We start from the raw sequence: 2587 nt of genomic DNA, 5'->3' as shown, positions 1-2587 counted from the left end.
AAGGAAAATATATCACGAAAGAATTCCGCGCTGCGTTTGTAAGGAAGTAATTGATGTAACTATTCAGGTACTTAACAAGATGAATATCAGCCACCATGTGTATAATTATAATTAAAATGCAAGTTGCTTATAGCTGAAGGAATGCAGTAAGAATCAAGGCTCTATCGAACATGGAGAAATAGGATTGCCGGTGAAAATACTTTGGATGGAATGCATTACATTTATTGATTGTTTTCTGATGGAAGAAATATAACCACGAATAGTGCAGAAACTGTTTCCTCCCGCTGAACTGCGAAACGTTCCCGAGATTTTCTGTTGCGTCTTGATCATACGAAGGTCTCGTTCGGATTGATTATTGTCAAAAGGAACATCAAAATCATCAACAAATGCAAGAATTTCGCTTTTGTGATCCCGCAGCCGAATAAGTAAGTTTTGTGCCGTCGTACGTTTTGGCCTCCCTCTTTTTCGTGGTTTCGTTTCAACTGGCAAAGGATTGATGTCGAATCCTTGCTGAACAATTTCATCATAGCGCGTTTTAAGTTTTTCTCCTTGGATTTCGCAATTCGACACATTCTGTTCTTTTGCCTTCTCAACAGCATCTTTCATATCCAATAAACAGTCAATCATTTGATCCGCCCACTTCTGATCGTGAACTTCATAAAGAAAAATCAGTTCGCGAAGCAGATGGGCATTGCATAATCCATGATCACAGTCGTATTGATAATAGGATTGAAAAAAATCATGTATCGCTCGTCCTTCAAAAACTGGAAGGATCCCAATATCGTCCATGGCTTCACGTCCTCGCTTATCATGAAGTTCAAAATAGGTCAACTCAGACGTGCAAGCGACATGAATCCAGATGCGCTTGCCCTCGACCCGGCATCCCGATTCATCAAAACCACCGACCGATTTTTTCTTGAGAGTTTGGCGAATCTGTTCGTTCACCGATTGAAGACGATTAGAACAATCCTGAATGATATTGACTAGTGTACCTTCGCTTAAATGTAAGGAAAATATATCACGAAAGAATTCCGCGCTGCGTTTGTAAGGAAGTAATTGATAGGCTTTCATGTAAGCCGCAATCGATTTGACACGAGGGCCATATTGGGTTGGGGCGTTTACATCTTCGGGAAACTCTGCTTTGTTGATCGCGTCACAATGCGGACATTCCTTGATCTCCGCCCGGTGCTCGGTCACTTCTATTTCAATGGGAGGGATATCGAAGACTTGCCGGGATTCGTAATCGATTGCTTCTTGATCTTGAAGGGAGTGTCCACATTCCTGGCATGTTTGAACTTGATGGATCTCCCTGTGTTTCGGATTCTTGACAGGATTGAGCGTGCTTCCTTTATGCCCTTTTTGAGCACCGGGATCACGTTTGCTGCCTTTCCCTCTTTTTCTCTCTCGTTGGCGTTTATCTGAACTTGTTTGGTTAGGCTTTTTTAGACCATCGGAAGACGGGGGCTTGCTGCTATTGCGGCTGTTCTTGGCCCGTTGTTCCTCTAATTGTTTAAGGTGTTCTCGCAACGCTTTGTTTTCTACTGTGAGTTCCTCAAATTTCTGAATCACACTTTCTTGTCCCGCGTTGTAAATCGCTTTCCAGTGCTCATACTCCATGACATAACTCCCGGCGAAAGCGTTTGGACAGAGGATAAACATAGACATCTTTGATCGGTGCTTGAATCGAGGCGTATCGGTCGTTGCGGGTACGGCCTTTGGTTTGGCCTGTACAAATCCAATTGGCTGCTTGGTAACAAATTCCACGAAAGCGATCTCGTTCGACGAAGGTCTCTAGTAAATAAATAGGATGGCTGTATTTTTCCATCCAGTCCGAACTCAAACGATGGGCTATTTGAGACAAAATGTGACTCGCCAAGTGGGGGACTTGGATCCAAGGAAGGATAAGGAAACGAGTGTTATTTGTTAAATACATCAGGTTTTTTTCGCGAGTGGAAGCGTCCCATCCGATATACTGATCCCGTGATTTCGTTTTCCACGCGGCGCTTCCAAATAACATGCAGGAAAGCGGGCGGCCTTTTTGATCTCGGATGATATATTTCATGTTTTCCCCCACTGTATTTCTCAGTCCCAAATAATGATGGGTACTTAAAAGGCAGCGAAATAAATCCAGGTCATTCGAGGTTCGTTGGATCGCTGTGATTTGAAGTGGGCGAAGGGATTGAAGAGATGTCTTGATTGCTTCGGTTGAATACGAGACGGTAGGAAGAGTTAAATTTCGATAACCATTGGTTGATTTTCGTTGACGAGCAGGCAACGTGAGACAATCGTTTCGCTCTAATTTCAGCAACATCGTTCGGCATGCCATATCTTTCAATTGCCCGTTCAGCCCTTGCCAGTTCCACAACTTACAGAGTTCTTGTGACAACCGGGTGCGACCCCAATTTGGATTCTCATCCATAACGCGTTGGATATCGCTCAAATTGGGCGTGACTTTATTTCCATTTATCGTTGCTGTGATTTGATTCATGGGTGGTACTATACTTGAGGGAAGGTTTCGAGTTCAGAGGAATAAGCAATAATCATGAATAATGTCCGCTGTTAATACCCTCAATGGATGAGGGGGGGG

At 43.5% G+C, this 2587-nt stretch carries 2 protein-coding genes; both read right to left on the bottom strand.

Annotated features, from left to right (window positions below; genetic code table 11):
* Positions 1-153: 153 nt before the first annotated feature.
* On the bottom strand, positions 154-1617 hold the full coding sequence (locus KOO63_03840; protein ID MBU8920971.1) for an IS66 family transposase: 1464 nt from the start codon (positions 1615-1617) through the stop codon (positions 154-156).
* A complete protein-coding gene (locus tag KOO63_03835; protein ID MBU8920970.1) occupies positions 1607-2488 on the bottom strand; it encodes a DUF4338 domain-containing protein in 882 nt (293 codons plus the stop codon). The genes KOO63_03840 and KOO63_03835 overlap by 11 nt, the downstream gene beginning before the upstream one ends.
* Positions 2489-2587 lie beyond the last annotated feature (99 nt).

The organism is Candidatus Latescibacterota bacterium (assembly GCA_019038625.1).
Classification (GTDB): Bacteria; Krumholzibacteriota; Krumholzibacteriia; order Krumholzibacteriales; family Krumholzibacteriaceae; genus JAGLYV01.
Note: the sequence above shows the minus strand (reverse complement) of the source record. Positions and strands in the feature narration are given on the sequence as shown.

What these genes read in the sequence shown, in the direction of transcription:
- KOO63_03840 (MBU8920971.1), bottom strand. Translation starts at nt 1,617, where the DNA reads ATGGAGTATGAGCACTGGAAAGCGATTTACAACGCGGGACAAGAAAGT.
- KOO63_03835 (MBU8920970.1), bottom strand. Translation starts at nt 2,488, where the DNA reads ATGAATCAAATCACAGCAACGATAAATGGAAATAAAGTCACGCCCAAT.